Annotated in this window: 19 protein-coding genes and 1 pseudogene; 13 read left to right on the forward strand and 7 right to left on the reverse strand. The window is 63.4% G+C overall.

What is annotated here, in order from left to right; translation table 11 throughout:
* Window position 1: 1 nt before the first annotated feature.
* Together Q0C17_RS04130 and mdoH are read left to right on the forward strand one after the other, a co-directional pair.
* Window positions 2-1,579, forward strand: coding sequence for a glucan biosynthesis protein G (locus Q0C17_RS04130; RefSeq protein WP_291201735.1), 1,578 nt, complete (start codon window positions 2-4; stop codon window positions 1,577-1,579).
* The gene (gene mdoH, locus Q0C17_RS04135) at window positions 1,576-3,774 is read left to right on the forward strand and encodes a glucans biosynthesis glucosyltransferase MdoH (protein ID WP_291201738.1); all 2,199 of its coding nucleotides are present in this window, start codon (window positions 1,576-1,578) and stop codon (window positions 3,772-3,774) included. Before Q0C17_RS04130 ends, mdoH begins: the two co-directional genes overlap by 4 nt.
* A gap of 408 nt (window positions 3,775-4,182) precedes the next feature.
* On the opposite strand, the gene Q0C17_RS04140 is transcribed toward mdoH, so the two are convergent.
* The 3 genes from Q0C17_RS04140 to Q0C17_RS04150 all read right to left on the reverse strand — a co-directional run bounded on the left by Q0C17_RS04140 (window position 4,183) and on the right by Q0C17_RS04150 (window position 8,093).
* A complete protein-coding gene (locus Q0C17_RS04140; protein WP_291201741.1) occupies window positions 4,183-5,307 on the reverse strand; it encodes an acyl-CoA dehydrogenase family protein in 1,125 nt (374 codons plus the stop codon).
* An 85-nt stretch (window positions 5,308-5,392) separates the two neighbouring features.
* Window positions 5,393-6,607, reverse strand: a complete 1,215-nt coding sequence (locus Q0C17_RS04145; RefSeq protein ID WP_291201744.1) for an alanine racemase — start codon at window positions 6,605-6,607, stop codon at window positions 5,393-5,395.
* 58 nt (window positions 6,608-6,665) lie between these two features.
* Window positions 6,666-8,093: a D-arabinono-1,4-lactone oxidase gene (locus tag Q0C17_RS04150; protein WP_291201747.1), complete on the reverse strand. Its 1,428-nt coding sequence runs from the start codon at window positions 8,091-8,093 to the stop codon at window positions 6,666-6,668.
* Between the two features lie 80 nt (window positions 8,094-8,173).
* Here Q0C17_RS04150 and Q0C17_RS04155 point away from each other — a divergent pair, with 80 nt between their 5' ends.
* Window positions 8,174-8,791: a TetR/AcrR family transcriptional regulator gene (locus Q0C17_RS04155; protein ID WP_291201750.1), complete on the forward strand. Its 618-nt coding sequence runs from the start codon at window positions 8,174-8,176 to the stop codon at window positions 8,789-8,791.
* 20 nt (window positions 8,792-8,811) lie between these two features.
* Here the strand turns inward: Q0C17_RS04155 and Q0C17_RS04160 are convergent, their stop codons facing one another.
* Together Q0C17_RS04160 and Q0C17_RS04165 are read right to left on the reverse strand one after the other, a co-directional pair.
* On the reverse strand, window positions 8,812-10,455 hold the full coding sequence (locus Q0C17_RS04160; RefSeq protein WP_291201753.1) for a DHA2 family efflux MFS transporter permease subunit: 1,644 nt from the start codon (window positions 10,453-10,455) through the stop codon (window positions 8,812-8,814).
* Window positions 10,452-11,627, reverse strand: a complete 1,176-nt coding sequence (locus tag Q0C17_RS04165; protein ID WP_291201756.1) for an HlyD family secretion protein — start codon at window positions 11,625-11,627, stop codon at window positions 10,452-10,454. Before Q0C17_RS04165 ends, Q0C17_RS04160 begins: the two co-directional genes overlap by 4 nt.
* A gap of 233 nt (window positions 11,628-11,860) precedes the next feature.
* Between Q0C17_RS04165 and Q0C17_RS04170 the strand changes: the two genes are divergently transcribed.
* From Q0C17_RS04170 to Q0C17_RS18150, 10 genes and pseudogenes are all read left to right on the forward strand, one after another.
* The gene (locus Q0C17_RS04170) at window positions 11,861-13,357 is read left to right on the forward strand and encodes a CoA-acylating methylmalonate-semialdehyde dehydrogenase (RefSeq protein WP_291201759.1); all 1,497 of its coding nucleotides are present in this window, start codon (window positions 11,861-11,863) and stop codon (window positions 13,355-13,357) included.
* 89 nt (window positions 13,358-13,446) lie between these two features.
* A complete protein-coding gene (locus tag Q0C17_RS04175) occupies window positions 13,447-14,229 on the forward strand; it encodes a hypothetical protein (protein WP_291201762.1) in 783 nt (260 codons plus the stop codon).
* Between the two features lie 41 nt (window positions 14,230-14,270).
* Window positions 14,271-15,047 (forward strand): enoyl-CoA hydratase-related protein, encoded by a 777-nt coding sequence (locus tag Q0C17_RS04180; RefSeq protein ID WP_291201765.1) that lies wholly within the window; start codon window positions 14,271-14,273, stop codon window positions 15,045-15,047.
* 1 nt (window position 15,048) lies between these two features.
* The gene (gene mmsB / locus Q0C17_RS04185) at window positions 15,049-15,945 is read left to right on the forward strand and encodes a 3-hydroxyisobutyrate dehydrogenase (RefSeq protein ID WP_291201768.1); all 897 of its coding nucleotides are present in this window, start codon (window positions 15,049-15,051) and stop codon (window positions 15,943-15,945) included.
* A gap of 152 nt (window positions 15,946-16,097) precedes the next feature.
* The gene (locus Q0C17_RS04190) at window positions 16,098-17,600 is read left to right on the forward strand and encodes an NAD(P)/FAD-dependent oxidoreductase (RefSeq protein ID WP_291201771.1); all 1,503 of its coding nucleotides are present in this window, start codon (window positions 16,098-16,100) and stop codon (window positions 17,598-17,600) included.
* 59 nt (window positions 17,601-17,659) lie between these two features.
* Complete coding sequence (mgtE, locus tag Q0C17_RS04195) at window positions 17,660-19,036, forward strand: magnesium transporter (RefSeq protein ID WP_291201774.1); 1,377 nt, start codon at window positions 17,660-17,662, stop codon at window positions 19,034-19,036.
* A gap of 108 nt (window positions 19,037-19,144) precedes the next feature.
* Complete coding sequence (locus Q0C17_RS04200) at window positions 19,145-20,356, forward strand: glycoside hydrolase family protein (RefSeq protein ID WP_291201777.1); 1,212 nt, start codon at window positions 19,145-19,147, stop codon at window positions 20,354-20,356.
* A 39-nt stretch (window positions 20,357-20,395) separates the two neighbouring features.
* Window positions 20,396-21,568: an isovaleryl-CoA dehydrogenase gene (locus Q0C17_RS04205; RefSeq protein WP_291201780.1), complete on the forward strand. Its 1,173-nt coding sequence runs from the start codon at window positions 20,396-20,398 to the stop codon at window positions 21,566-21,568.
* A 6-nt stretch (window positions 21,569-21,574) separates the two neighbouring features.
* On the forward strand, window positions 21,575-21,778 hold the full coding sequence (locus tag Q0C17_RS04210; protein ID WP_291201783.1) for a hypothetical protein: 204 nt from the start codon (window positions 21,575-21,577) through the stop codon (window positions 21,776-21,778).
* A 15-nt stretch (window positions 21,779-21,793) separates the two neighbouring features.
* Window positions 21,794-22,018 (forward strand): annotated as a pseudogene (locus tag Q0C17_RS18150) (GNAT family N-acetyltransferase); the annotation flags it as partial.
* Here Q0C17_RS18150 and Q0C17_RS04215 read toward each other — a convergent pair.
* Both Q0C17_RS04215 and Q0C17_RS04220 read right to left on the reverse strand, forming a co-directional pair.
* Window positions 22,011-22,499, reverse strand: a complete 489-nt coding sequence (locus Q0C17_RS04215) for an SRPBCC family protein (protein ID WP_291201786.1) — start codon at window positions 22,497-22,499, stop codon at window positions 22,011-22,013. The pseudogene Q0C17_RS18150 and the gene Q0C17_RS04215 overlap by 8 nt on opposite strands.
* Before the next feature lie 102 nt (window positions 22,500-22,601).
* Window positions 22,602-24,572, reverse strand: coding sequence for an ATP-binding protein (locus Q0C17_RS04220; RefSeq protein WP_291201789.1), 1,971 nt, complete (start codon window positions 24,570-24,572; stop codon window positions 22,602-22,604).
* Window positions 24,573-24,653: the final 81 nt, after the last annotated feature.

The raw sequence follows: 24,653 nt of genomic DNA on the forward strand, positions 1-24,653 counted from the left end.
CATGTCCGCCTGCTCGGCGCCTGAAACCGGCCCCGGCCCTGAAGTCACGGTTTCCGGCATTGCAGGGCCGGAACTGGTCGCTGTCGGCGTGGCCGCGCCAGTGGAATCCGTCCCGCCCGTTGAAGGCGCGAGCCTCGTGCTCGCCGCCACCACACCGGAGTTCGACTTCGAGGACATCCAGCGCAAGGCGCGGGCCCTTTCCGAAGAACCCTTCTTCGTCCAGCCCGACCTTCCGAAACCCGCCGCCGAACTGGACTATGACCAGTATCGCCGCATCCAGAACATCCCCGACCGCGCCATCTGGCCCGATGCGGCAAACGGCTTTCGTGTTTTGCCCGATCCGCGTGGGTACCTGTTCACGCATGAAGTGCGCATCAACATTGTTGAAGGCGGCAAGGTCACTTCGCGAAACTACTCGGAAAGGGATTTTGCCTTTCTGGATCTGCCGCTGGACGACAGGATCAAGGAAACGCTGGGCTTTGCCGGTTTCCGGGTGCTCACGGTTCTCAATCAGGAAGGCAAGTTTGACGAGCTCATAAGCTTCAAGGGCGCGAGCTTCTTCCGCGCGCTCGGAGCAGGCACCGTTTACGGCGCGTCGGCGCGCGGCCTTTCGATCGGTACTGCCTCGCCGAACGGCGAAGAGTTCCCCCATTTCTCCGAGTTCTGGCTGGTCAAGCCGACACCTGCCTCGCCGGCTGTGACCATTTACGCGCTGCTGGACGGAATCAGCATCACGGGCGCCTACGCCTTCAAAATTACGCCCGGTCCTGAAACGCGGACAGAAGTCACGGCCGTGCTGTTTCCCCGCCGCGAGATTGACGCACTCGGCATCGCCCCTTTGACCTCAATGTATTTTTTTTCGCCGCACGACCTGCGCAAACAGCCGGATGATTTCCGTCCGGCGGTGCATGATTCCGAAGGCTTGATGATCCGGATGGAGAATGGCGAGTGGGTCTGGCGCCCGCTGACCAATCCTCAATCGCTGCAGATTTCGGTGCTGGCGACCGATGTCCCGCGCGGCTTCGGACTTGTGCAGCGCAAGCGCGACCTTGCAGCTTATTCCGATGTGGAAGCCGACTATCACCGCCGGCCCAATGTCTGGGTTCAGCCTACTTCAGACTGGGGACCAGGCCAGTTGTCGCTCGTCGAAATCCCGACTGCCAATGAGTATAACGACAATATCGTGGTGTTCTGGAAGCCGTCGGAAACCTGGCAACCTGGTAAGGCCTATGGCGTCTCGTACAACATGCGCTGGAGCCTTCTTCCGCCGGCCGCGCCGACCGTCATTCCGATCGCGGAGACACGTTCTGGCAAGACGCCGGATCGCCGGCGGCAACTGTTTGTGATCGACTATGAGGCGGCCGAAGACGCGCTGGCAGGCGGGCTCGAGGCGAGCATCTCGACGTCTGCCGGGACGATCCATAACCCGGTCGTTAAACGCAATTCCGAGACCGGGAAAACCCGGCTCACCTTCGAACTCAGTGCGGATGGCGCCGATGTCGCCGAACTGAGGGCGGTGCTTACCAAGGGCGGGAAACCTGTTTCCGAAACCTGGCTTTACCGTTGGAGAGCCGAATGACCGATTTCCGCGCACGCCCCATCGAATTCCCGGTTTCGATGCCGGATCAGGCGTTCGCCGCGCCGGCGGCAGACCGTGACCGCTATCGGCCGAAGTCGCTGATGTGGCGCAAACTGTTCGTCTTCGGGTCTGCCCTCCTGCTTACCGGCTGGGCCACGCACGAGATGTACCAGGTTCTGAAAGTGTCCGGCCTGACGGTTTTCGAATGGGCGTTGCTGGTCGTCTTTACGCTGAACATCAGCTGGGTCTGCTTTGCCTTCGTCAACGCGCTCGCGGGATTGGCGTCGGCGCTCCACACAGCGAGCCGGCCCGAAGTGAAGATCAACGTGAGCCGCGTGGCGAGCGCGCGCACCGTCATCGCTTTTCCGATCTACAATGAAGACGTGGACCAGATTTTTGCGACGGTCCTGTCGACCGCGCAGAGCCTATCGAATGCCCCGGGGCATTTTGAATGCTTCGTCCTGAGCGACACGACCGATGCCGACATCGCCCTGCGCGAAGAAGCCGCCTTCGAGCGCGTTCAGGCCCTTCGTCCGCAGGATGTGAAAATCCACTACCGCCGCCGCACGATCAACCTGCATCGCAAGTCCGGCAATATCCGGGACTTCGTCACGCGCTGGGGCGGCCGTTACGATTACATGGTCGTCTATGACGCTGACAGCTACATGGAGCGCGACGCGATCCTGCGCCTTGTCGACGCCATGCAGGCCGCGCCGAAAGCCGGCCTGATCCAGACCATTCCGCAGCTCGTCGGTGTGGAAACGCTGTTCGGCCGCTATCAGCAGTTTGCCGCGGCGCTTTATGGCCCCGTACTGGGGCATGGCATCGCCTGGTGGTCGCAGAAGGAAGGCAACTTCTGGGGCCACAACGCCATTATCCGTATACGGGCGCTGGCGGAAGCGGCCGGCCTGCCTGTCATTCCGGGCCGTGCACCTTTTGGCGGCACAATCATGAGCCATGACTTCGTGGAAGCGGCCATGCTGCGCCGCGCCGGCTGGAACGTGGAAGTGCGACCGGAGATCGGCGGCTCCTTTGAGCAGGGCCCGCCGACGATCATCGACCTCGTTGTACGTGACCGGCGTTGGTGCCAGGGCAACATGCAGCACATGGCGGTGTTGCTGAAGGCGCGCGGCCTGACCTTTACAAGCCGGTTCCACCTGATCACCGGTATCTTCTCATATCTCTCATCGCCGCTCTGGCTTTTGTTCATCTGTATCGGCATGGTCCTGTCGCTGCAGAACAGTTTCCTGGTGCCGGACTATTTCGGGGAAGGGGCAACCTTGTTTCCGTCCTGGCCGGTGATCGACTCCGAGCGCGCTCTGAACCTGTTCATGGCCACCATGGTGATCCTCTTCACGCCGAAGATCTGTGGCCTGATCTACGGCCTCAGCAACCGCGCCTGGCGCAAGGGGGTCGGGGCCTGGCGCACGATCCTTGGCACATTGACGGAAACGGCGCTCTCGGTCCTGACGGCGCCGATGCTCATGGTCACGCAGACCAGCGCTGTCGTGAGCGTTCTGTCGGGGCAGGATTCCGGCTGGGCGCCTCAGCGCCGCGGGGATGACGGCTATTCCTTTGCAACGACTTTCCGGCACAACCTTCCGGCCACAGCGCTGGGTGTGGTGCTGACCGTGTCGGCTGTTGTGATCTCGCCAATTCACGCCGCGTGGCTAGCGCCGGCGACCCTTGGCCTGATCCTCAGTGCGCCGGTTTCCTACTTCACCGCCAAGAGTAGGGCCGGACGCAAGGCTAAGGAAATGGGCTTGCTGGCTACACCGCATGATGGCACGCCGCCCGCGTCCAGCACCGCATCCATTGCGGCCCGCGAGGAGTTCGGCCGACTTCGTCCGCACACGTTGCAATCCCTTCTGCAGGAGCCGCACGACATACATCGCCGCAGCTACATGGTTGATCCCTACTGGCCAGTGGCGCACGGCGATGTTCATGTCCCGCTGGCGGTGGCGCGGGCGCGTGCCGAAAAAGCTGCCAGCATTCCGGAATTTGTTTCGCTGCTGAAGCCGAACGAGAAGATGGCGCTGCTGAACTCCTGCAAGGACATGCGCGGGCTCAGCTTCCGCTTCCTGTCTGTGCGGACTTCGGAAAAGCGCGGATGGCCCGCCGCGTTCGCATCCGGCGCCTACCGGACGGCGTCCCGTCCTGTCCGGACACCGCGTGTGAAAGGGGACCCGGCCTGACATAAGCAAAGAAGAGCGTAAGCCCCGGCTTTCGCTGTTGCTTATAATCGGGAATGGGAATGGCCATCGGCTGGTCCCGCTCTCATGCATCACCGCTCCAATGGTGACTGAGCGCAGGCGATCGCAGTTTGAAAATTCTCTTCTGACAGCGCGGCCCGCAAAAGCGGACCCCGCCGTGGGGGACGGCACCACTGACGCGGAAGTCAGCGTGAACGGCCTGCGTCACCAGGTTCATTCCGTGGAGCACGCGGCGAGCGGGCTACATGCGCCCGATCTCCCATCACGGGAAGAGTATGACGCCTTCGTGCTGGACCGCAGCCTGCCGCCGCTGGACCGACTATCAGTACGGCGATCCTTGCGGATATCATTCCGGAAGCGGCCGGACTTCCGGCAAACAAAGTCGCAGGCTCAGGGACAGCCGATGGCACGTGCCAGTATGTTGCGATGCACTTCGCTGGTACCGGAATAGATCGTGGCCGCGCGGGTCGCGAAATACTTCGCCTGCGCAAAGTCGCTGTCCGGGGCGGCTTCCAAGCCGATCTGCGTGATCAGCTGATGCAGCTCCGTTGCGATCAGTTTGAGCAGGGATGTCGTGGACGCCTCGTCGATGCTGACCCGTCCGGCATGATGTTCGAGCGCCTCGAATTCATCAATCCGCTGCGCCAGACCCGCAAGGTGGCGCCGTGAGCCTGCATCCATCGCGCCGGCATCCGCGCTTTCGCGCCAGGCGGCACGCAAAGCGCGGCGCAGTTGGCCGGTTGTCGTGTTGTTCGAACGCGCAATAGACATCAGCCGCTTGGCTGTCTTCCAACCTTCTCCGATGGCCCCGATCCGGTCGGCGGCCGGCGTTCGTACGCCGTTGAAGAACACTTCATTTGTTTCGCATTCTCCATCGAGGAACCGAATGGGCCGGACCTCGATTCCCGGCCGGTCCATTTCTACGAGCAGGAATACGAGGCCGTCGCCGCCTGAGCTGTGCGGATTGCACCGAGCCAGCAGGAACATGTGTGTCGCGTATTGAGCGAAACTGGTCCACAGCTTGCTCCCTGTAAGGACGAAATCATCGCCGTCCAATTCAGCGCGCAATGTGAGTGCGGAAAGGTCAGACCCAGCCTGAGGTTCCGAGAAGCCCTGGCACCACTCATGCCGGCCTTCCAGTATTGCGGGAAGGTAACGGGCCTTCTGCGCTGCAGATCCTTCCGCAATGATCAGGGGACCTATGGTCCTGATGCCTGAAGACTGGACGATCGGCGCATCCCGCTCCGCGCAAGCATTCTCGAAGTAGAGACGCTGCGCTGTAGTCCAGCCTGCACCTCCATGTGTCACCGGCCAGGAGGGAGCCAGCCAGCCCTGTGCGCGCAAGATACGGCTCCAGTCGGCGCATGCCTCCGGCGACGATTTCAGCCCTGTGGTCGCGCGCCCAGCGGCGCGCAGAGCTTCGGTCAATGAAGCATCGAGAAAGGTATCCACGCAGCGGCGGAACGCGTCGTCCGCACCCGCGCTTGGCGTGCTCAGCTCAAAGGTTCCGTCCACGTTGATCCGTTCCCGTTTTCGTCCGACTGCCATTTCGGCGGGCGCGCGGGCCGGGGGGAATCCGGGAAACTACGTGGATCGCGGGTCAGGCGGAGGCTTCAAACACCGGCCAGCGCTGCGTAATGTGGCCATCTTCATAAACCGCGATGTCGCCAAATTGAAGGAATACCGCTTCGCTCTGGTGCGGACGCAGGAATACGAACTCGTCCGGCGCGATCGCCAGATTGTGACCGCCGGTCAGCATTTCCTGGTTCGACGAACGGCCGAAAGTCTTGTTGTAAGAGAGCCCGGGCGGGTCGACCGGCTCGGCGAGCCAGTTGCCTCCATAGATGAAGACAGTGCGCGATGTGTTCGGGTCCCAGGCACGCTGACCGTCAGCGGCAAACTCGAGGCCGGGCAGGCGCGTCTGAGCGAGCGACTTGATGACCGGCGTTGCGATGAAGCTTGCCGGCTGGTGCGGCTCGAGGAGCGGTGTATCGAAATGCGTCGGCTTGACGAGACAGGAACCTGCGGAGATTTCATTGGCAACCTCCGTATCCTGATAGTAGCGGTAGGTCGGGCTGCCCGCCGCATTGCGAACGAGGCCAGAAACAGCCTCTGCCCCCAATACCTGCGCGGCCTGTGCCAGTGCTTCACCGTAACGGCGCCAGGCGCCTGATTTTGCGCGGTCCCGCCAGCCCATCGCTTCGGGCAGGGCCGCCAGATGGGGCTCATACCCCATGAAGCCGGAAAAATTGAACTCCGGCGCATCGCGCAGGGTTTCAAGCAAAGTCTTCAACGTGTCGCCGGCTTCCAGGCCGCCCCGGTGCAGGCCCACGTCCAGTTCCAGGTTCACGCGCAGGGTCTGGCCGGTGGCTGCCGCAAGCTCGCGGTACTGACGAAGCCGGTCCGGCGTATCGATCAGCCACTGCACGCGTGCGGCGGCCGGCGCGTCTTCGGAGCTGAGCGAGGCGAAGTAATTGCGTGCGGCGACAACCGGCAGGGGTTTGCCGAGCAGCTGGTCCGCCTCCGGCATGGCCTTGCTGAGCGCGGTCAGCATGGGCTGATTGAACGTCATCAGGCGGTCCGAGCCTGAACGCTGGCGGACGTGGGCAATCAGGTCGAGTGAGGGCAGGGATTTCGCGACGATCCGGTAGGCCATCCCCGCCGGCAGATGACCCATCAGCGTGTCGATGTTCGCATCGAGCCGCGCTTTGTCGATCACCAGCGTCGGCGACGCGATGCCCGCCTCGGTCAAAGCCGCCTGCAACCGCAGGAAGTAAGGATCGCGCGGCCCGCTTTTGTCATCCGGTTTGCTCATCAGAAGTCCCGCTCCCAAAAGGCCTGCGCCCCCGATCATCAGGTTGCGGCGCGATAGCTCAAGCATCAAAGTCCACTCCGAACAGTTTGGCCAGATGCGCGTTGAGGAACTTGCCCTTGGGGTCTAGCTCCTCACGCATCGCCAGGAAGCGTTCGTACTCGGGATAAAGTTCCGTCAGATCGGCGCGCCCGAGGGAGTGCAGTTTTCCCCAATGCGGCCGCCCGCCGGCCTCGCGGTACATCGGCTCGAAGTCGGTGAAAAAATAGTCGTAGCGCTCGTCGGCGGCGGCGTGAATTGCGATGGATGCGCGCGGGCCAGCGTTAAACGGGCTGAGCCAGGCGGTGTCTGGCGCGATATGGCGATATTCCATCGGAAAATAGAGATCGCCGCGCTGATCCAGCTTGCGCATCACGCGCTCGACCATCTCCGGTCCCCGCTGGCGCGGGAGGTGGTACTCCATCTCGATGAACCGCGTCGGCCGCACGGTCGACAGCAGCACCCGCGATTCGTTCACGCGTTCCTCGATCACGCCGCGCGGAAACTCCGACCGTGCAAACGAGCGCCTCAGCCAAGGCGCCCAACCCAGCTGGTCGCGCAGCGCCTTGAGGCCTTGCAGAAACTCGTCATCGTCTGTTGCCGTTTCCTCCGTAGGCGATGCATCCGTCAGATCATGCACGATACTCGCCACAAGGCCCGTGTGCGGGAAGTAGTAGAACTCGAAATTCCGGTGCGCTGCCGCAGCCTGTTCCAGCCCGGCAAGGAACGTCTTGGAATCTTCAACTGTCACGGTGCGTTTCAGGCGGTAGGCCGGCACGCTACGCAACGTGAAGGACGTCATCACGCCGAGTGCGCCGAGAGCAACCTTGCCCGCCTCGAACAGGTCCGGATCCGATGCGCGAGTTACATCCTTCAAGGAGCCATCCGCCGTCACCATCTGGAAGCCGGTGACATTGTCATGCAGCGCCGGCAGGTCATTACCCGTGCCGTGCGTTGCCGTGGCGAAGGCGCCGGCGAGTGTCTGCGAGTCGATGTCCGGCTGGTTGTCGAAGGCGCGCCCATGAGCGGCCAGTTCTTCGCTGACCTGGTAAAGCGGCGTTCCCGCGCCGAACTGCGCTTCACCCGTCGCGGCGTCATACGCGATCAATCCCGATAGCCCGTTGAGCATCAGCAACGTGTCTTCGGTTGTGGCGAGTCCCGTAAAGGAGTGCCCGGAACCTACTGGACGAACCCGGCCCGGCGCCGAGCGGATGGTCTCCGCGAGCGCGTCCAGCGATTCGGGAAAGGCGATCTGTTTCGGTGTAGCGCGTTCGATACCCGCCCAGTTCATCCAGCTTGCTTCTCCTGGCGGCGCAACCGGCGCGCTTTCCACATAACCTTCGCGGACAAACGACTTTCCGTCCCAGTTGAGCTTTACCGCCCCGACCGCTCCGGCAGCAGCGCCCACACCCGCCGCGCCTATCAGCATGCTTCGCCGTGTGATCTTCATCTGGCCGTCCTCCCCAAAAATAGCATTTACTAATTTTCAGAAGCGGTCAATCTTGTTCCCGGGATGTCCAGGAGACTGCTGTGCCCAGATCTGCACCTGCCGGCCTGACTGTGTCGCACACCGAACCCCGGCAAGCCCGGGCACGTGAGACGTACGAGCGTTTGCTGGCCGCCGCGCAGGCGATCCTTGAGCGCGGCGGCCTTGAAGCGGTCAACTCCAACGCCGTGGCCGCCGAAGCCGGCGTTACGCCGCCTTCATTCTATCGCTATTTCCGCAACAAGCACGACTTGCTTGCCGACCTCGGCCGGCGGCTGATGTCGGCACAAAACCTGATTGTCGAGCGCCGCTTCGAGTCCGCTGGTCGTTCACGCCGCCTAGACACTCAAACGCTGGAGGCCATCCTGATGGACACGCTTGCCGTCACCCGCGACTTCCAGGGCGGCCGTGCCATCATCTCGTCCTTGCGCGCTGTGCCAGACCTTCTCCCCATCCGTCTGGATTCCCATGCCCACGTCGCCCGCCTCGTTGCGGCACAGTCCGGTGCAAAAGGCCGGGCGAAGGCGGATGTCTATGCGCGTGCGCGCCTTGCTGTTGAACTCGGCTATGCCGCCATCGAGATGCTGCTTGAAGTACCGGATCTTGACGCACGCCGGGTGCTGCGATCAACAGCTCGTGCAGTCGAGGCCTGTCTCGCCTGAAGGTGACCTGCCGGTGATCTTCAGCCCGCTGCGGCGATCTGCATCTTCGGTTTCGGAACAAGCGCAACTGTGAACAAGATAACGGCGAACCAGATCGCGATCACGAAGAAACAATCCCGGAAAGCCAGCACCGTCGCCTGCATTGCCACCTGATGGCCGATTGCATCGAAGGCCTGCGTGAAGGCTGAAAGTGTCGGCATTCCCGAAGCCTCCATCGCCAGCGCCTGCTGGGCGTGTTCGAACAGGAATTCGGCATTCGATTCGTTCATTTCGGCTGCAAGGTGCTCGCCGTGGAAAATGGTCCGCCGCTGAAGCAGCACCGCGAGCAGGTTGACGCCGAACGCACCGCCCACCTGCATCAGGAACGAGACGCCTCCGGTTGCCGAGGCCAGAAGGTTCTGCGGCACGGCGCGCACTGCGGTGGTGTTGGCTGGTGGCATGCAGAAAGCGATGCCGACCCGGCTCAGCATGATCCAGCTGACCAGCAGCCAGTAGGGCGTCAGCACCGTGACCCCCGAGAGCAATACCCCTGAGATCGCGAAACACAGGATGCCGAACGTAAGCAGCCAGCGCGGATCCATCCGGTCCGTAAGACGTCCAGCGAGCGGAAAACACGCAACCATCACCAGCCCGGCCGGGATCATCATCACGCCTGCCGCCGTCGGTGAATAGCCCTGCACCAGCTGCACAAACAGCGGGATCAGGTAAGTGGATCCATAGATCGCTGTGCCCGTCGCCACGATGATGATGCTCGCCGCCCAGAACTGCCGGTACCTGAAGATGGCGGGGTTCAGCGCGGGAAAGGGGTGGCGGCGCTCCCAGAAGTAAAAGGCGATTCCGGCGCCGATCGAGACGACGACCTTGATCAGTGTCTTGTCGGAATCCCAGCCGTCCCGGTTGCCCCCGGCGAAGGCTGACAGCAGACCCACGACTGCAACCGCCAGCAGGCAGAGCCCCTGCCAGTCAAGCGGAGGTTTCTTCTGGTGGCTCTGCCGGTCGCCCTTCGGCATCAGGAACGGCGCAAGGCAAAGCGCGATGACCGCCAGCGGCAGCGTCGCGACGAACACCAGCCGCCAGCTGGCAAGGTCCACTGCAATACCGCCCAGTGCCGGGCCGAATGCCGGCGCCAGCACTACGCCGATCGAGAAAAGGCCCATCGCCGTGCCGCGCAGCCGGTCCGGGAAGGTCTGAAAGATCAGGAACATCGACATCGGTTGCAACAGGCCCGCCGATACGCCCTGCAAGGCGCGCGCGAGGATCAGCATCTCCAGAGTGCCGCTCACGGCGCCGAGCAGCGAGCCTACAATGAAGGTCGCCATGCCAAACACGTAGGTTGCGCGCGGGCCGTAGGTCGCCATCGCCCAGGCATTGGCCAGCATCGCCAAGGTGGAGGATGCCAGAAAGGCCGTGGACATCCACTGAGCCTGATCCTGTCCCAGACCGAACGCACCGATGATGGCCGGCAGGGCAACATTGATCGTCGTCGCTGCCAGCATGGTCGCCATCGACCCGATCAGCATCGTCAGGAGAAGAACCCAGCGATAGCGCGGTCCGAACTGGGCAAACCGCTCGCGGATGGCTGCGCCGGCGGTTGCGGGAACATCCGCAGGCAGACCATGCGCGCCGGCGCCTGCGGGCAGGGGCAGGCCAGTGGCGCCGGTCAAGGCGCAGCCGGAGCCGCAGCGGAGTCAGGTTTCGACTTCCGGATTCGCACTGTCACCATAGTTCCCGTGCGCAGGTGCACGTCAGAGGGCTCGAGGTCGATGCGGATCTTGATACGCTGGGTAATCTTGGTGAACACGCCGTTGGCATTCGGGTTCGGCATCATCGCCGCTTCCGACAGCGTCGCCTCGCGGATGCGTGACACCCGGCCCTTGAGCGCCGTCGAAGGATGACTGTCCGCCCGCACCAGAACCGGGGCGCCCGGCGCGACGTTCCGGATATCCGTTTCCTTGATGTTTGCCGACACCCAGACCAAGTCCGGATCATGCATCAGCGCCATTCTGAACCCGCGCAGGGAATGCTCGCCGGCATCATAAAACAACTCGTCGATCACGCCGTCGATCGGCGCGCGGATCGTATGCTGCTCCAGCACAACCTTCTGCGCATCCACGCGCGCTTCGGCCCGCTCAAGTTCCGCGTGCAGCACCGACAGGTCATAGTCGATCAGGCGCACTTCCTCACCGGTGATGCTGGCCGTGCGCTGTTCGGCAGCGGCGGTCTCGCGCTCCGCTTGCGCGCGCAGCAACGCCTGCGCCGCAGTGTCCAGCGCGTTCTTGGCCTGGTCATAAGTGCTCTTGGGAATGCGACCCTGTTCGAACAGGTTCTTCGTGCGCTCGTGTTCCTGACGGGCGTTCTCGAGGTTTGATCGCGCCGCCTCCACCGAGGCCGAGGCAGACCGCGTCCCCGCCTGCCGGGCGGCGACCTGGCTTCCGGCCTTGGACGTAGCAAGGCCCGCCCGGGCCTCCTCGCGGGCAATCTCTGCGCGCAACCGGTTCGCTTCAGCCTGGAACTGGGCGAGCGTGTAGGCGGCCTCGCGGTCATCGATCGTGTAGATCGCGTCGCCGGTCTTGACCCGGTCGCCCTCGCTGACGGTCACGCTGGTGATCCGGCCCGAAATATCTGTGGAGACCGCGATCATGTCGGCGGCGATGCGCGCATCGGCGGTCGAGACGTAGGCGCTCCGGTCGGCGACGAAGAGGCCCGCCAGCAACAGGAGGAGCAGGGCAGTCGCAGTCATCGCTCGCCGGCGCACGCGGGGTGATTTGAGGAGCGTGGCGGCGCGTTGTCGCGCTGTCAGCGGGCTGTCGGTCAGGAGTTGCGTATCGCCATCCATCGCTTTGTGCCGGCATGGGAAAACGCCGGAATGTTCCTCCCTGACGGTCTGCCAGCGGACGCATTTTTGCGCGTTCCGTTCGCCATCTCAACCCCTTGATCCGGGATATAACGCAAAGGCAAGCAAGCCCTAATATTGGAGGGGTGGGACTGGTCTGCGCCGAAGTGCAAAATTCGCGATGTATCTCGGGCGAGGCTGCGCCTATAACGCCCGCACACATGAGGAGACACGCCATGCGCGAGGTGCACCATTTCATCGGCGGCAAGGCTGTAGCAGGCAAATCGGGCCGCTTCAGCGATATCTACAATCCCAATACCGGCGAGGTTCAGGCCCGGGTCGCGCTGGCAACGGCGGCCGAACTGGCTGCAGCGGTGGATGCTGCCAAGGCTGCCCTCCCGGCCTGGGCAGCGACCAACCCGCAGCGCCGTGCCCGCGTGATGTTCGAATTCAAGCGCCTCGTCGAAGCCAATATGAACGACCTCGCGCACCTTCTGTCGTCCGAGCATGGCAAGGTGATCGCCGACTCGAAGGGCGACATCCAGCGTGGTCTCGACGTGGTCGAGTTTGCCTGCGGCGTGCCGCACCTGCTGAAGGGCGAGTATACCGAAGGCGCCGGCCCCGGCATCGACGTCTACTCGATGCGCCAGGCCCTCGGCGTTTGCGCCGGCATCACGCCGTTCAACTTTCCCGCCATGATCCCGTGCTGGATGGCCGCCGTCGCCATCGCTTGCGGCAATACTTTCATTCTGAAGCCCTCGGAGAAGGACCCGTCCGTCCCGATGCGCCTGGCCGAGCTGATGCTCGAAGCCGGCGCCCCGGCAGGCGTGCTGAACGTCGTCAACGGCGACAAGGTCTCCGTCGATGCGATCCTCACGCATCCTGACATCAAGGCCGTCAGCTTCGTCGGATCGTCCGACATCGCACAATATGTTTACGCCACCGGCACCGCCCATGGCAAACGCGTGCAAGCCATGGGCGGCGCCAAGAACCATGGCATCATCCTGCCGGATGCGGACCTGGAACAGGCGGTGAAAGACATTGTTGGTGCGGCCTACGGATCGGCCGGTGAACGCTGCATGGCGCTTCCCGTCGCAGTCCCCGTCGGCAGGAAAACAGCGGACGAGTTCGTCGAACGCATGACCGCCGAGGCGCGGAAGCTGAAAATCGGCATCTCGACAGACAAGGACGCGCACTACGGCCCGGTCGTCTCCGCCCAGCACAAGGCCAAGATCGAGAGCTATATCCAGATGGGCGTCGACGAAGGCGCCAAGCTTGTGCTCGATGGGCGCGGCCACACGCTGCAGGGCCACGAGAAAGGCTTCTTCATCGGCCCGTCGCTGTTTGACCATGTGAAGCCCGGCATGAAATCCTACCATGAGGAAATCTTCGGGCCGGTGCTGCAGGTCGTGCGCGCCGAGACGCTCGAGGAAGCCGCCGGCTATGCCTCGGATCATCAGTACGGGAACGGTTGCGCCATCTTTACTTCCAACGGGCGCGCGGCGCGCGAGTTTGCCGCCCAGGTGAACGTCGGCATGGTCGGTATCAACGTGCCGATCCCGGTGCCTGTCGCTTACCACACCTTCGGCGGCTGGAAACGCTCCGCCTTCGGCGACACCAACCAGCACGGGCCGGAAGGCATCAAGTTCTGGACAAAGATCAAGACCGTCACCCAGCGCTGGCCCGACGGCGATGTCGGCGATCAGGCCTTTGTCATCCCGACGATGGGGTAGAGCGCCCCGAACCGGAAGCTCCGCCGCTTGTGGGGTTTCCGGGCCTGAGCTAATCGGGTGACGCAACTTTTGAAACCGGGGAGGGTTTCATGACGGATGCCAATACTTCTGCGCCAGTGGCGGACGATCGCCGCTTTATCCGCAACCTCGCGACCGGAATGGCCATCATTCTCGTGGCGGGTTTTGTTGTCCAGGCCGCGCTGGGCAGGTCGAGTTTCAATGCGCCGCTGATCGTGCATGCTCATGCCGTCGTGTTCATGGGCTGGGTCGGCATCGTCCTCACGCAGGTCTGGCTTGCTGGTGCGGGAAACATCCCGTTGCATCGGCAGGTAGGCAAGCTGGCCGCCATCTGGGCCCTTGGCCTTCTCATCTTCGGAACCTGGATCACGGTTGCCGCGGTGCAGACCGGTCGCACGCCGTTCTTCTTCCAGCCTCAGCATTTCATCGTTGCCAATCCGATGACGCTCTGTGCTGCCATCGGCCTGCTGGTTGCGGCCTACGTCATGCGTAAACAGACCGACTGGCACGCCCGCCTGCAGATCGCCTCATTCGTGCTGCTGATGGGCCCCGGCTTCGGACGGCTGCTGCCAATGCCTTTCCTGCCGCCCTACGCCTTCGAGATCGCCAGCCTGACCGCGTTGATCTTCCCGGCCATCGGCATCCTGTACGACTGGCGTGTCCACGGCCGACCGCACCCTGCCTGGTTCTGGACCATCGGCGTGCTGATCGCCGTCACCCTTGTGGCGCGCATTATCGGGTTCTCGCCTGTCGGCGAAGCCGTCTATGACGCGGTTGTCGCCGGAACGCCGCTCGCCGGCACCAGCGGCCTGGACTTCCCGCCGCCGCCAGGACCGCCGCCTGCGCCGATGTAAGGCTGAGGCGCTTTTTCCTTTTCCAGAACAGGCTGACTCTGATGTCCCAATACAAAACCATTACCTTCGAGAAAAAGGGCCGCGTGGCCATTGTCACGCTGAACCGGCCAGACAGCCTGAACGCGCTCAATGCCGAGATCATGTCCGAGGTTGTCGCGTGTTTCGCGGATATCGACCGGAACAAGGATCTCGCCGTCAGTGTGCTGACGGGTGCAGGCCGCGCCTTCGCCGCCGGGGCAGACATCAAGGAGATGCAGCCGCAATCCTTCTCTGACATGTATGTCGAGGACTACTTCGCCGGCTGGGACCGCTTCGCGGCCTGCCGCAAGCCGGTGATCGCGGCGGTCAACGGCTTCGCCCTCGGCGGCGGCTGCGAACTCGCCATGATGTGCGACCTGATCATCGCCTCCGACAAGGCGAAGTTCGGCCAGCCGGAAATCAAGCTCGGCGTCACGCCCGGCATGGGCGGCTCCATCCGCCTCACCAAGGCCGTCGGCAAGGCAAAGGCGATGGACCTCGTCCTCACGGGCCGGATGATCGACGCGGCAGAGGCAGACCGGATCGGCCTCGTCTCCCGCGTTGTCCCGCATGACACGCTGATGGAGGTCGCCCTCGCTGCCGCAAACGAGATCGCTGGCTTCTCCGTGCCGTCCCTGATGGCCGCCAAGGAAATGGTTGCCCGCGCGCTGGAACTCCCGACCACGGAAGGCGTGAAGTTCGAACGCCGCTTGTTCCAGGGTCTCTTCGGCACCGCAGACCAGAAAGAAGGCATGTCCGCCTTCAGCGAGAAACGCCCCGCAAAGTTCGAGGACAAGTGAGATGACCAAGATCGCCTTCATCGGCCTCGGCAACATGGGCGGCGGCATGTGCGCCAATCTCGTGAAAGCCGGCCATGCCGTCTCCGCGTTTGACCTGAACACCGATGCCGTGAAAGCCGTCGCAGCCAAAGGCGCGCGCGCCGCAGCGTCGGTGGCCGATGCCGTAAAGGATGCAGACGTCGTCGTCTCGATGCTGCCTGCCGGCAAGCACGTGCTCGGCGTCTATTTCGGCCCGCACGGCGTCAAGGATCACGCCAAACGCGGCACGCTGCTGATCGATTGCTCCACCATCGCCGTCACCGACGCGCGCGAGGCGCATATACAGGCGGACCTGTCCGGCCTTATCATGGTTGATGCCCCGGTTTCCGGCGGTGTCGCCGCCGCTGAAGCCGGCACGCTGACCTTCATGGCCGGAGGCACCGCCAAGGCTTTCCAAAAGGCGGAGGCAATCCTCAAGGGCATGGGCAAGAACATCTTCCATGCGGGCGGTCCCGGAAACGGGCAGGCGGCCAAGATCGCCAACAATATGCTGCTCGGCATCTCCATGATCGGCACCTGCGAAGCCTTCAATCTCGCCGAAAAGCTCGGCCTCGATGCCGAAACCTTCTTCCGGATATCGTCCGTCTCCTCCGGCCAGAACTGGTCGATGACCAGCTATTGTCCGGCGCCCGGCCCGGTGCCGACCTCGCCGGCCAACCGGGATTACAAGCCTGGCTTCGCGGTCGCCATGATGCTGAAGGACCTGCACCTCGCCGCTGAAGCTGCGCGCGCCGCCGGCGCCGAAATTCGCCTCGGCGAGCATGCAGAAGCGATCTATCAGGCCCTCTCCGACAAGGGCCTCGACGGCCTCGATTTCTCCGGCGTCATGAAGGACGTGAAGGGCGAAATCCCGCGCTGACAGCCGGGCATGCAGTCCGATCCTGATTCCCGCTTGCTTGCCTTCGCGGCAGGTCCGGTCGATTACGTATTGAGGCGCCTTCCTCCCGGGCGACACTTGCACACGTCATATGAGTGGCTCTCCGGCGGTCCGGAACGAGCGGGAGGAAGATCATGGCAGATACCGCAACCCTTCAGGCTTCAAAGGCAAAGGCGAAGACGGAACATTTCGATGTGCTCATCGTGGGCGCGGGCATTTCGGGTGTCGGCGCCGGGTATCACCTGAGGACGCAAGCCCCGAAAAAGAAGTTCGTCATTCTGGAAGCCTACGACACGTTCGGCGGCACCTGGCACATGCACAAGTATCCAGGCATCCGCTCGGACTCTGATCTCTATACCTTCGGCTACCGTTACAAGCCCTGGGTCGGCCCACCGATCGCCAGCCGCGACGAGATCCTGAAATACATGGACGAGGTGATCGCCGAGAACGATCTCGCCCCGCACATCCGCTACCGCCACAAGATCACCTCGGCGAGCTGGTCGACCGCGAAGAAGCGGTGGACCGTGAAGGCTGAGCGCCTCGACACCGGCGAGGTTCTGACCTTCACGGCCAAGTTCCTCTGGATGTGCCAGGGCTATTACAAGCATTCCGAAGGCTACACGCCGGAATGGAAGGACATGGACAAGTTCCGTGGGCAGATCGTCCATCCGCAAACCTGGCCGGAGGATCTGGACCTTACCGGCAAGAACGTCATCTGCATCGGATCGGGGGCGACTGCCGCGACGGTCGTGCCGGCCATCGCCGGCAAGTGCAAGCACGTTACGCTGCTGCAGCGTTCGCCAACCTATTTCATTCCGGCCCGCAACGAGAACGTCCTTGCTGATGAGCTGCGCAAGCTCGGCGTCGACGAGAACTGGATTCACGAGATCGTCCGCCGGAAGTATCTGTTCGAGCAGGCCGAGTTCACACGGCGCTCCTTCGAGGATGCCGAGGCGCTTCGCAACGAACTCCTCGAAGGGGTCAAGGCATGTCTCCCCGAAGGGTTCGACATGTCGCACTTCACGCCGAAATACCGGCCGTGGCAGCAACGCGTCGCCTTTGTTCCGGATGCGGACCTTTTTGAAGGCGTCAAGGCGGGGCTCGCCAGCGTGGTCACCGACCATATCGATCGCTTCACCGAAAAGGGGATCCTGCTGAAATCCGGCCGGGAACTCGAAGCCGACGTGATCATCACGGCTACCGGCTTCAACCTGTCGGTTCTCGGCGGCATTCCGTTCGAGGTGGACGGCAAGCCCGTCAACTGGGCAGACACGGTCACCTATCGCGGCATGATGTTCACGGGTGTGCCCAATATGGTCTGGGTATTCGGCTATTTCCGCGCCAGCTGGACCCTCCGGGTCGACATCCTTGGAGATTTCGTCACGCGCCTTCTGAAGCATATGGATGCCAAGGGCGCCAAACAGGTCGATGTCACCCTTCGCCCGCAGGACCACAATATGGCCCGGCTGCCCTGGATGGATCCGGACAACTTCAACCCGGGCTACCTGATGCGCGGCATGGACCAGATGCCCAAGCGAGGCTCAAATGCCGAATGGGCCCACTCCCAAGACTACTGGAAGGAAAAGGACGAACTTCCGTACATCGACCTCGACGCGCCGGAATTCCGGTATAGCTGACGCCTGGCCGGTCTGCCCTCTCTTGCCGCGGCCTTGCAACCCCGGCATGAGAGGCGCCGATGACCGAAACCAGCGCCCCCACGCCTGAAGAGCAGGGGAAGATCGATCTGGTCTTCCTGCGCGACCTCGCCGATGCAGTCGACGAGCGCGATGTCCGCTGGCTGGCCCGCACCCTCAAGCGCATGCACCCGGCCGATGCGGCCGATGCACTCGAGGCGCTGGAATATGATACGTTCGAAGAGGCGGTTGAGCTGCTCGGTGGGGAGCTGCCTCCGGAAATCCTGATCGAGCTTCGCGACTCCTACCGCGAAGACGCCGTCGACATGCTGCCCGACCAGGCGGTCGCGCAGGCCCTCGACGAACTCGATTCGGACGATGCGACGACCATTCTCGAAGACCTTGAGGAAGATCGCCGCGAGCGCATCCTGGAAGACCTCGCCCCGGTAGACCGGGCCGAACTCGAGCGCAGTCTGGGCTACGAAGAGGAAACCGCCGGCCGTCTGATGCAGACGGAGTTTGTCGCGGTTCCGGAATTCTGGACCGTCGGCCAGACCATCGATCATGCCCGCACGCTCGGCACGGAACTGCCGGAAGTCTTCTATGACGTCTACGTCACCGACCCTGCGCATCGACTCCTCGGCATCGTCTCGCTGGCGAACCTCCTGCGCCAGCCGCGCGAAACGCTGCTCGAAGACATCATGCAAGAGCCGACCACGACGTTAGATACGTCGACCGACCAGGAAGACGTGGCCTTCCAGTTCCAGAAATACTCGCTCGCCTCCGCCCCGGTCACCGATACCGCCGGCCGCCTCGTCGGCATGATCACGGTCGATGACATGGTCGACGTCATGCACTCGGAGCATTCCGAAGACCTGCTGGCCCTCTCCAACGTGTCTTCGGCGGATGCGTCCGACACTGTCTTGGAAACCGTGAAGGCACGTCTGCCCTGGCTCGCCATCAACCTGTTCACCGCTTTTATTGCCTCGGCGATCATCTCGATGTTCGAAGGCGCCATCGAGCAGGTCGTGGCCCTCGCTATCCTGATGCCCGTGGTGGCGGCCCTCGGCGGCAATGCCGGCAGTCAGGGCCTCGCCGTGGCCGTCCGCGCCATCGCCTCGCGCCAGCTCGGCGGTTCGGCAGCCCGCCGGGCGGTGATGCGTGAGTTCCTCGCCGCCGCCATCAACGGCCTGCTGATCGGCACCGGCGTCGGCGTCATCGCCCTGTTCTGGTTCGGCGATACCGGCCTCGGCCTGGTCATCGGCTTTGCCATGTTCGGTACCTTCCTCTGGGCTGGCCTGTCGGGCATCCTGGTGCCGCTCGGCCTCAAGCGCCTGGGTGCGGATCCTGCTGTAGCCTCGTCGGTTTTCGTATTAACTTTGACCGATGTCATGGCGTTCTTCAGCTTCCTCGGCCTTGCGAGCCTCGTTCTCTTGTAAACAGACGGAATTTCGGCCGAATCTCGCGTTGGAGGCGAATGGGCGCGCGTTTTGCAAGGTGCGCCTGTAGGCAATTCGCCGGATGTACCACAACGGGAGTTAGTGGGTTTGGCCCGTCCCATGCGCACGTCAGCACAGGGTCTCGAGCTCATCCAGAGCTTCGAGGGCTTTCGCCCGCGGGCGGCGCGCTTGCCGGGTGGCGGCTGGCTGATTGGCTATGGCCACACTGCCACGGCTCGCGCCGGCCTGCAGATCACCCCCCGCGATGCCGCGTTGATTTTGCGCCACCATGATCTGCCCCGGATTGAACAGCAGATCGCCGAGCAGGTGTTGAGCCCGCTCAGCCAGAACGAATTCGACGCCCTCGTCTCCTTCGCCTTCAATATCGGCCCGGAAGCCTTCGCGAACTCCGATGTCGTCGCTGCGCTGAATGCCGGCGACCGGGCGCTGGCCGCCAATGCCATGTGGGCCTGGCGCCTCGCCAACATCTCCGGCGAGCTGCGTGTGGTCGATGCGCTGGCCCGCCGCCGCGCCGCCGAGATCGCCCATTTCCTGGAACACCCCGCCGGCCGCGCGGCCATCCCGGGCGCGCTCGTCCGCCCGCTGGCCCAGCAAGGCCACGATGACGAGGAAAGCGGTGCCGGCGCCAGTTCCGTCACCATCGGCCCGCGTGTAACCGGCGAGACGCCTGCCGCCGCGCCCGAGAACTCCACGCAGGCCGCCGCCCGCGCGGTCAGCGAGCGTATCGCCCGCATCCTGGGCGAAGCGCCGCGCCAGCCCGCCTCGCCGCCGCCGCAGCCCCTCGCAGCGAGCGACGGGCCGACCCCGGAAGAGATTACAGACGCCGTAAAGGCCCTCGTGGGCGATGAGCCCATCGCCGCGCCGCTGACCTCCGCCACGGCGCCCCAGCGCGCCAAGGGCCCGCCGGAAGGCATCGAGCGCCGCCGCATGCCGCGCCCGGCCAACGGCACGACAACGGATACGGCCTTGCCGCCGCTGCCGCCCGCTGAAGGCGTCGTCGTGGATGACCTCGAAATCGTCCAGGTCGACCAGCGCGACCTCGAGCGCGCCATCCAGGAGAACGGCGATCATGACACCACCGCCGTCCGCAATCTCGGCGCCTGGATGCCTTATGCGCTGCTCTCCGGCCTCGGCCTCGTCGGCCTGATTGCCGGCGTCGAGCGCTTCATCTCGCAGGCTGCCCGTCCCGTACTGCGCGGCAGCGACGTTTATGCCGGGCCTGTCCTGGCCCTTGGCGGCGGCTTCCTGTTCCTGATCGCCAGCTATTATCTCTACCGGGCGATGACCCGTCAGGACTGAAACGGTGACACGGAAGGGCGCCCTTGCTAGGGAAGTCCAATGATTCCGAACACCTATCCCACGCTGAACTTCGATCTCGGTGAAACCGCGGACATGATCCGCGAAACCGTGAAAAACTTTGCCCAGAACGAGATCGCGCCCCGCGCGGCGGAGATAGACCGCACGGACAAGTTCCCGCGCGACCTCCTGCCAAAAATGGGCGAACTCGGCCTCCTCGGCATCACCGTCGAAGAGGAATGGGGCGGCACCGGCCTCGGCTATCTCGAGCACGTCGTGGCGATGGAGGAAATCTCCCGCGCCTCCGCGTCTGTTGGCCTCTCCTATGGCGCCCACTCGAACCTCTGCGTCAACCAGCTGCGCCGCTGGGGCAATGACGACCAGAAGGCCCGCTACCTGCCCAAGCTGATCTCCGGCGAACACCTCGGCTCCCTCGCCATGAGCGAAAGCGGTGCCGGCTCCGATGTCGTCTCGATGAAACTGCGCGCCGACAGACAAGGCGACCGTTACGTCCTCAACGGCACCAAGATGTGGATCACCAACGCGCCGGATGCGGACACGCTCGTCGTCTACGCAAAGACCGATCCGAACGGCGGCTCGAAGGGCATCACGGCCTTCCTGATCGAGCGAGGCTTCAAGGGCTTCTCGGTTGCCCAGAAGCTCGACAAGCTCGGCATGCGCGGCTCCGAAACCGGCGAACTCGTGTTCGAGGATTGCGAAGTCCCTGAGGCCAACGTCATGGGTCCAGTGGGCGCAGGCGCGCGCATCCTCATGAGCGGCCTCGACTATGAGCGCGCCGTGCTGTCCGCTGGCCCGACCGGCATCATGCAGGCCTGCCTCGACGTCGTCATTCCCTACATCCACGACCGCAAGCAGTTCGGCCAGTCGATCGGCGAGTTCCAGCTCGTGCAGGGCAAGCTCGCGGACATGTACGTACAGATGAACGCCGCCAAGGCCTATGTCTACGCGGTGGCAAAGGCCTGCGACCGCGGCGAGACTGCCCGCAAGGACGCCGCCGGCGCGATCCTCTACGCCGCCGAAACTGCCACCAAGCTCGCGCTCGACGCGATCCAGCTCCTCGGCGGGAATGGCTACATCAACGAGTATCCCACGGGCCGCCTGCTGCGCGATGCCAAGCTCTACGAGATCGGCGCCGGCACCAGCGAAATCCGCCGCTGGCTGATCGGCCGCGAACTGTTCAACGAGACGGCCTGACCAGTCATGGCGGGGTTGCCTGACCTTCAGGTTGCAACGCCGGATGATGCCGAAGAAATTGCCGCCATCTATGCGACGTTCGTGCGCGATACCATCAACTCGTTCGAGGCAATGGTGCCCGATGCCGCCGAAATGGCGCGGCGCATTGCGAGGACGCTGGAAACCCATCCCTGGCTCGTTGCGGAAGAAGCGGGCCGCATCATCGGCTAAGCCTACGCTTCACAGCGCCGCACGCGCGAAGCCTATCACTGGTCCTGCGATGTCACCGTCTGTCTTGCCGAGGGCGCACGCGGACGCCGCCTTGGAACCGGTCTCTATACGGAGCTTATCCGGATCCTGCGCGCGCAGGGATTCCGCAACGCCTTCGCAGGCATAGCGCTACGCAATCCCGCCAGTGCGGCGCTGCACGAGAGCGTCGGCTTTCGCCACCTCGGCGCTGAGCTTACTTGAACCGGTCCGGCTGCTTCGCAATCAGCGCTTCCAGCTTCGGCAGGCCGTCCACCAGTCCCTTCGTCAGCTGTCCGGTCACCAGACCGCCCAGGAATAGCGGCGCGCTCGCCTTGCCGCTCCAGCGCAGCTCGCAGCCGCCTTCGACCGGCACCACGCGGTAGTCTTCCACCGCCGCAGAGACGGGCAGGGTGGAACGCTCGAACCGGAAGGCCATACGCTTGCCTTCGTCCCATGCAAAGAACGTCTCTTCAATGATCTGATCGCCGACTTCCACCGTGCGCGTCGTTCCCGGGCCAAACGGCTTGGGGCTCGTCCAGGTCACCTTCGTGATCGGCAGCCACTCCGTCCAGGCCGGACCGTCCAGCAGCGCATTCCACACCATCTGCGGCGGGAAGGGGAAGCGGTGCACGGCGCTCGCCTGCTTGGCTGTCGCAAGGTATTCCTCGCCGACCTGCTTGTGGGCTTTGGGTGTCTTGGCCATCGAAATCTCCTCTGCGCACACGGGCGCTATAGGGCCCATCACGTGCCAGCTTTCGTCAAAACCGTCTACGGACAATCAGGCCGGAGAAAGCCTCACCCTGCGTCAGCCCGCCTGCAGCATTGTGCGGACTTGTTCATCCGGCAGGCTCAGGATCTGCGTGATCGCCGTCACCAGCGACCGCTCGTCGATCGGCTTGGACACATAGCCGTCAAAGCCCTTCGAGAGGAACTTCTCCCGGTCGCCGTGCATCGAATCTGCGGTCAGGGCGATCACCGGTGTCAACCGATTGGCGCTTCCCGAGGTGCGAAGGCGCTTGAAGGCTTCCGCTCCGTCGAGGCCTGGCATGTGGATGTCCATCAGTACGATGTCGTACTTGTCCATTGCCAGCACTTCCAGAGCCTCGTTGCCATCGGCGGCCTCGCTGATGTGCAGGCCGTGGATTTCGAGGAACGACCGCGCCACGCGGCGGTTGATCGCATTGTCGTCTACCACCAGCGCGCGGCACCCCGTCAGGCCGATGCGCGGCTTGCGCGAGAGTGAAGGGGCCACATTATTGATGGTTTCCTTCATCACGGAATTGCTGGCTTCGGCCAGGAATGTCAGTGTAAAGACAGATCCCTTTCCGGCCTGACTGACGGCGGTCACGTCGCCGCCCATCATCCGCGCCAACTTGCGCGTGATCGAGAGGCCCAGCCCCGTCCCGCCAAACCGGCGCGTTGTCGAGCCGTCTTCTTGCGCAAAGGATTCAAACACGCGGTCCATCTTGTCGGCCGCAATGCCGCAGCCGGAATCGGAGACGTGGATCGTCACCTTGTGCTGCGCATCGGCCACCAGTTCGCTCGATACCACGATCATCACCTCGCCTTCCGCGGTGAACTTGATCGCGTTCGACACAAGATTGCCGACGCACTGGCGCACCCGCACCGGATCGAACATCAGGCGTGAAGGGACGCTGGGATGGATGAACAGCTGGATGCTGATGCCCTTCTCGCGGGCCGAGGCTTCGTGTAGCTTGAACAAGCCGCTCAACTTATGGCGCAGGTCGCTCGCAACGTTCGATACTTCCATCCGCCCGGCTTCGATCTTGGAGAGGTCAAGGATGTCGTTGAGCAGCACCATCAGCGTGTTGCCGGAATCCAGGATCACGCCGACTTGCTCGTTCTGCGCCGGCGTCAGATTGCTGTGCGCCAGTACCTGCGCCATACCCAGGACACCGTTCAGCGGTGTGCGGATCTCATGGCTCATGTTGGCAAGGAACTCGGATTTCAGGCGCGTCGCCTGCTCGGCACGGTGCAGCGCATCGCGCAGTTCATGCGCCTTCCGGCGCTCCTCGCGCACATCCCGCAACACGGTAATGAAAAGTGTCTCGCCGGTGTCGCCCCAAGGCGTGCTCGACGTCGAGAACTGAACCTTGATCCGCTCGCCGGTCTTGGTCACCGCTTCGGTGTCACGCTCGAGGCGGATGTTCTCGCCCCGCTCGATCTCGCCAACCGTGCTCTTGCCGAAGGCGCGCACAGCGTCGAGCGTCTTCACGCCAAACAGGACGCCGATGTTCTCGCCGACGACTTCTTCCGGTGCATATTCCAGTAAGTCGCAGACCGCGCGGTTCACATACAGCACTTTGCTGTTGTTGTCTGACAGGATGATCCCGTTAAGCGCATTGTCACATGCTGCGCGTGCAAGCTCAAACCGGCGCCGGGCATCATCACGCTCGGCAGCAATGTCGGTAATCTCGTGCGAGCAGGAGAGGGCGCCCCTCTCGGTTGGGATGATCATGGTCTTCATGACCTTGCCGAGCATCCTGGCTGCGCGGCCCTTCTGGGTGATCAGGGTGCGCGGCTCACCGGTGTTGATAACATCCAGCACGCAGCGCACCATTTCGGAGTCGCGATACGCAGGGTCGAACTCGAAGATCCGCATGCCTACAATGGTGCCACCATCCGGCAGGATGGACTCGTTCATCAGCTGGTTTGCCGCCACCCACTCAAGATCGATGATCTCGCCGAATTCGTTACGTACCGGCGCCGTTTCGCAGACAACAATGGGCAGCTTGTCGAGCAGGTTGGTATCCATGCTTCGGCACCTCCGGATAGGCAGAATTGTTCTGCGAAGCCTGCCGCAACATGCTTAATGTACTGTTGATACTGCAGCAGG

It is taken from the genome of Hyphomonas sp., assembly GCF_022844445.1.
Lineage (GTDB): Bacteria > Pseudomonadota > Alphaproteobacteria > Caulobacterales > Hyphomonadaceae > Hyphomonas.

Coding starts and splice junctions, on each gene's coding strand:
- Q0C17_RS04165 (WP_291201756.1), bottom strand. CDS start 11,627: ATGGATGGCGATACGCAACTCCTGACCGACAGCCCGCTGACAGCGCGA.
- Q0C17_RS04205 (WP_291201780.1), top strand. CDS start 20,396: ATGATTCCGAACACCTATCCCACGCTGAACTTCGATCTCGGTGAAACC.
- mgtE (WP_291201774.1), top strand. CDS start 17,660: ATGACCGAAACCAGCGCCCCCACGCCTGAAGAGCAGGGGAAGATCGAT.
- Q0C17_RS04150 (WP_291201747.1), bottom strand. CDS start 8,093: ATGAAGATCACACGGCGAAGCATGCTGATAGGCGCGGCGGGTGTGGGC.
- Q0C17_RS04220 (WP_291201789.1), bottom strand. CDS start 24,572: ATGGATACCAACCTGCTCGACAAGCTGCCCATTGTTGTCTGCGAAACG.
- Q0C17_RS04210 (WP_291201783.1), top strand. CDS start 21,575: ATGGCGGGGTTGCCTGACCTTCAGGTTGCAACGCCGGATGATGCCGAA.
- Q0C17_RS04190 (WP_291201771.1), top strand. CDS start 16,098: ATGGCAGATACCGCAACCCTTCAGGCTTCAAAGGCAAAGGCGAAGACG.
- mdoH (WP_291201738.1), top strand. CDS start 1,576: ATGACCGATTTCCGCGCACGCCCCATCGAATTCCCGGTTTCGATGCCG.
- mmsB (WP_291201768.1), top strand. CDS start 15,049: ATGACCAAGATCGCCTTCATCGGCCTCGGCAACATGGGCGGCGGCATG.
- Q0C17_RS04215 (WP_291201786.1), bottom strand. CDS start 22,499: ATGGCCAAGACACCCAAAGCCCACAAGCAGGTCGGCGAGGAATACCTT.
- Q0C17_RS04180 (WP_291201765.1), top strand. CDS start 14,271: ATGTCCCAATACAAAACCATTACCTTCGAGAAAAAGGGCCGCGTGGCC.
- Q0C17_RS04145 (WP_291201744.1), bottom strand. CDS start 6,607: ATGAGCAAACCGGATGACAAAAGCGGGCCGCGCGATCCTTACTTCCTG.
- Q0C17_RS04170 (WP_291201759.1), top strand. CDS start 11,861: ATGCGCGAGGTGCACCATTTCATCGGCGGCAAGGCTGTAGCAGGCAAA.
- Q0C17_RS04175 (WP_291201762.1), top strand. CDS start 13,447: ATGACGGATGCCAATACTTCTGCGCCAGTGGCGGACGATCGCCGCTTT.
- Q0C17_RS04130 (WP_291201735.1), top strand. CDS start 2: ATGTCCGCCTGCTCGGCGCCTGAAACCGGCCCCGGCCCTGAAGTCACG.